This window comes from Streptomyces chiangmaiensis (assembly GCF_036281785.1).
GTDB lineage: Bacteria > Actinomycetota > Actinomycetes > Streptomycetales > Streptomycetaceae > Streptomyces > Streptomyces chiangmaiensis.
In genome coordinates this window covers 1-4,575 of sequence record NZ_JAYWVC010000375.1, presented here as the reverse complement: position 1 = coordinate 4,575, position 4,575 = coordinate 1, and the positions used below count along the sequence as shown (strand labels likewise).

Here is a 4,575-nt window from a genome sequence, read left to right as displayed (position 1 = left end):
AAAGAGCGTTGCGCCCCAGTAGTCGCACCCATGCACCGGTGGGGAGGAAACAGTTACGTCTTCGATGGAGCCGACCAGCGTTCGCTTACGGCAAGCCCGTGTGGGCAGGGGCTGGAGTCAGCCACGGTTAATGCGCGAGTTGCGGCAGGCTGTGGCCCGCCGTGGCCACCAACTCCCGTCGGACGCCAGTGTGAAACGTCGTATCGCCAGTTGGGAGAACGGGCACAGCGTTCCGGACGATTTCTATGGTCCGTTGCTGTGCGAGGTGTACGACCTCACCGCCGCCGAGCTCGGGCTGAGCCACGAAGGCGAGCGGGACACAGGGCTCTTGGACGCCAGTTATCCGGCGAGCCCGAGGGCGCGATCAAAGCCGTTGGTCAGCTCTGGCGCGCCGATCTGAACCGGTACGAGCCGCTCTTGCAGGCCGAGCCCTCAGAGCCCGCGTGGAACGAAGCCTCGCTCCGGTGGTTGGTCGCGCCGGAGCCGGCCGTTCCTCGGCAGCGTCAGGACGGAATGCGCGTCGGTCTCGGAGACGTGGCCGCGATCAAGACCACCGCGGACATGTTCGCCGAGTTGGACGACCGTTTCGGTGGTGACCACGCACGGCACGCGGCCGTCCAGTACCTCAGCACTGAAGTGACGCCGCTCCTGCACGGCCAGTACACCGAGCAGGTTGGCCGGGCCCTCTTCTCCACCGTGGCGGAAGCAACGCTCCTGGCCGGTTGGATGTCCTACGACGCTTGCCGCCACGGGTTGGCACAGCGGTACTTCCTCCAGGCTCTCCGGTTGGCCCAGGACGCCAATGACCGCCGGCTCGCCGGAAGCATCCTGTCCGCCATGAGCCATCAGGCGACGTTCCTCGGTCGCTACACGCAGGCCGCGACGCTCGCCCGCGCGGCTCTCATGGGCATCTCTCCCGTGGCCACGCCGACGCTCCGTGCCCAGTTCCACGCGATGGAGGCCCGCGCTCTTGCCCGGACCGGCGACGTACGGGGCTGCGAAGCCGCTTTGAGTGCCGCCACGAAAGCGCTGGAGAGCCGCAACAGCGACGGCGAGCCGGAGTGGATCAGCTACTTCGACGAAGCTGAGCTTGCCGCTGAGGCCGCCCACTGCTTCCGTGACGTCAACAGCGCTCAGCAGGCCGTCGCCCATGCCGAGAACGCCATGAGCGGCAGCCACGTACGGAGCGACTTCTTCGCGACCATGGTTCTGGCCGACGCCCACCTACGCGCCGGAGACGTCGAGGAGGCTTGTCGCGTGGCGCTCGATGCGCTTGACCTCGGCGAGCAACTCAAGTCGGCACGATGCGTCAGTTACCTTGCCGAGTTCCGGCAGAATCTCGCAGCGGCTGACGACAGCACGGACGTGCAGACCTTCACCGAGCAGGTCAGAGAGCACAGGCTGTGGATTGCCTCGGGCGATCACGTCGGTGTCTGAGCGCAGATCGCCGCGCGTTCAGAACGGGCCCCACTCGTCTCGGCCGTCCCCGGTGCGGAGGGACCGCACTCGCCGAGCGAATTCGGCGGCAGACCGCTCACTCGTCGTGACCTGGTGGCCGAGCCAGGCAACCATCATCAGCTCACGTAGGTCAGCGAGCGTTTCGTAGCCCGGCCAGTTCATCAGGTCGAAGCCGTACCGGTGCACGAACTCGGCGTACTCCGCCTTTGTATGCCAGTCGTACCTGTCGTAAAAGATCGCCGTCTGGATCAGGTCCCACTCGCGTGGGGCGAGGGCGAAGCCGTCCAGATCGATGAGCACAGCCTGCCCGTCCCGATGGCGGAGGATATTCCCGATGCTGGCGTCACCGTGGATCATGCCGAAGGGAAGGACGAAGTCCAGCCGGTCGTAATCCTTGGCGAGCGTCGCCGCTCGCTCCTCCAGAAACGTCCGGTCCTCCCCCGAGATGCCGTCCAGGCCGTCGAGGGACGCCGCCAGCTTGGCCAGCGGGTCGAAGTACGGCAGGCCCAGAGATTCAGGTTCCTCAAGCCAGTGCAAGCGCCGTAGGAGATCGGCCAGCTCGCCAACCGTCGCATACTCCTCGTGCTCCTGGACGCTCTCCCAGAAGGTGATCACCAGGCCGCCGACGACCAGCGGTTGCGCAACCGACGCCGGCACGCGCGTGGCCGGGAAGTCCTGCGTCTCAAGCCACCGGGCCACGCTCACGGCCCGTTCCATCTCGGCGAGCACCGACGGATCACGCGCGATGCGGACGATGACGGGTAACGACGTCAGGCGATAGACCGCGTTCGAGCCGAGCCGCAGCAGCTCGGCGCCACGGGGGTCGAGTCCCGCCGTCGCACATACCTCCCGGAGAACGGGCGCCAGGCCCTCCGCCGTGAACTCCACGCCGCCGCCGTCCGGTCCCCCGCTGCTGCCCGAGATCATGCTTCGACCATACGGGTCGGACCGACCGCCTGACAGGCCGCCCGCGTAATAGGGACGTAATGATCTTGCTCCACGCCCACCCGGTCGGAGCCTCCGCCGCAGGTCAGGGACCCAAGGCCCACACGGTCTCACCTGGGCTCCGGAGCCGTCGGCGTTCTTCCGCTCGGAGGGGAACAGCGGGGCGCCCGGGCGGCCGTGGTCGTCGTCGAACTGGCCCCACACGTCCTCGATGAACCACCGCAGCGTGCGGTCGGCACCGTTGATCAGCGGAACCATCCGCTCACGCGGGCCCGAGCCGCGGGCGCCCTTGCCGTGGCGGACGTGGAGCTTGCCGAAGCGCCCCAGGTCCCACTTGATGTCTGTCAGGTCGAGCTTGCACGCCTCACTGACCCGTAGGCCGACCTGGGACATCAGCTTGCAGGCGGTGTAGTTCCTGGCGGTAGGGGCGAACTTGCGGCAGGCGGCCAACCCGCCACCCCAGCCGGTGAACAGCGTCCCGACCTCCGGCCCGGTCGGGGGAATCCGCAGCTGGGCGTCCTTGGCCCCGCGAGGCCGGTTCATCTCGTCGATCGGGCACTCGACCACCCGGCCGGTCATCCGGTGGAGTTCGACCTTGTGCCGCAGCTCCAGGAACCGGAAGTACGTCGTCAGGGCCTGCGACCTGGCCAGCCGGGTACCGCTGGGTGAGTTCCGCAGCACCTTCCCGAAGTATGCGTCGGCGTCGGCCGGTTCCATGTCCCACAGCGGCCGGCCGAACCAGGTCCTGATCTGGTCCAGGTGCCCGACGTCCCCGCGGTGGCGCAGGTTCGGGGCCTGAACGCACACACGGTGGCACACCCGGCCGGGCCGGGCGCGAAGACGGCACCGGACGTACAGCCGCATCGCTGGCCGGGTCCCAGATCAGGGGAGGAAACGTCCAAGCAACCGGTTCACCGTGCGCGCCGCCTCGGCCTCGGCTTCGACAGTGGCCCGCGCGGCGCGCTCCCCGCAAGGCGGTTGGCTGCCGCCGACCGTCGACTACCGGACAGAGCAGTGGAATTGACACACCCCACGCAACGAGCCGTCACGTACCTGAGCGCGTACCTGACCGCGCACGCCAGTCGGCCAGCCGGGCCAGTGCGGACGTACGTCGGGCAGCAGGACACGCGCTGAAACGGACGGAGGTCTCCGCGAGGTCGGCGAGAGCGAGCGCGTCCAAACCGAGCCATTCGCTCACCCGTTGGTACTCCTGGAGGACGGTGGTACCGCAGAACAGCGGGCAGTCACTGTTGACCGTCACGGGCACTCCCGCGGCCATGATGGCCGGCAGCGGGTGGTCGGTCAGGGAACGGCTGACCTGCAAGGCGGTGTTGGAGGTCGGGCACACGTCCAGGCACACGCCCCGCTCGGCCAGCTCGCGCAGCAACCGGGGATCCTCCGCGGCCCGCACGCCGTGGCTGATCCGGTGGGCGCCCAGCGCCTCCACGCAGGCCCGGACGCTGGCCGGGCCCGCGCCCTCGCCACCGTGCGGCACCGCGGGCAGCCCGGCCACCCTGGCCTGGCGAAACAGGTCCGTGAAACGCTCGGGCGGATGGTTGGCCTCGTCACCCGCCAGACCGAGTCCGACCACGCCTGCTTCCCGGTAGGCGATGGCCAGGTCGAGCGACTCCCGTGCCGCGGCCATCGGCAGCCCGCGGTTGATCCCGACGATCACTCCCGCCGCGCTGTCCTCGGTCGCGCCGGCCCGCATGCCGTCCAGGACCGCTTCCACGATCCCCTCCGCCGGGCCGAGCCGGCCGGCGTAGGTCGGTGGGATCAGATACACCTCGCTCCACACCACCCCCTGGGCCGCGGCGTCCTCGACCAGTTCACGGCCAATCCGGTGCAGGTCGTCCAGGCTGCCGACGAGGTCGCGGGCGCGCTCGTAGGCGCCGACGAACTCGCCGAGCCCGGCGAACGGCCCGACCGGCGGCGCCGGCCGGCCGTAGGCATCGGCCAACTCCGCCGCCGTGGAGGGGCGCAGCGCGCCCTCCAGATGCAGATGCAGTTCGGCCTTCGGAAGTGAGAGCAGATCCGGCGGGACTTGTTCTCCGTTCACCAAATACCTCCGAGGACGCCCCGGCCTTCAGGCCGGGGAGGAATCAGACCCCTGCGGAGCAGGGCAGGAAACGGGGCTTCGCCCGCAGGGCGAAAGACCGCCCACATGATCGG

The 4,575-nt window shown here is 69.0% G+C and carries 2 protein-coding genes and 1 pseudogene; 1 reads left to right on the top strand and 2 read right to left on the bottom strand.

Annotated features, from left to right (window positions below):
• The first annotated feature begins 190 nt into the window (after positions 1–190).
• Positions 191–1,437, top strand: a pseudogene (locus VXC91_RS42740) (hypothetical protein).
• Positions 1,438–1,455: 18 nt separating this feature from the next.
• Here VXC91_RS42740 and VXC91_RS42735 read toward each other — a convergent pair.
• Together VXC91_RS42735 and add are read right to left on the bottom strand one after the other, a co-directional pair.
• Positions 1,456–2,385, bottom strand: a complete 930-nt coding sequence (locus tag VXC91_RS42735; protein WP_329512748.1) for a phosphotransferase family protein — start codon at positions 2,383–2,385, stop codon at positions 1,456–1,458.
• A gap of 1,063 nt (positions 2,386–3,448) precedes the next feature.
• Positions 3,449–4,462 (bottom strand): adenosine deaminase, encoded by a 1,014-nt coding sequence (add, locus tag VXC91_RS42730; RefSeq protein ID WP_329512747.1) that lies wholly within the window; start codon positions 4,460–4,462, stop codon positions 3,449–3,451.
• Between the last annotated feature and the right edge of the window lie 113 nt (positions 4,463–4,575).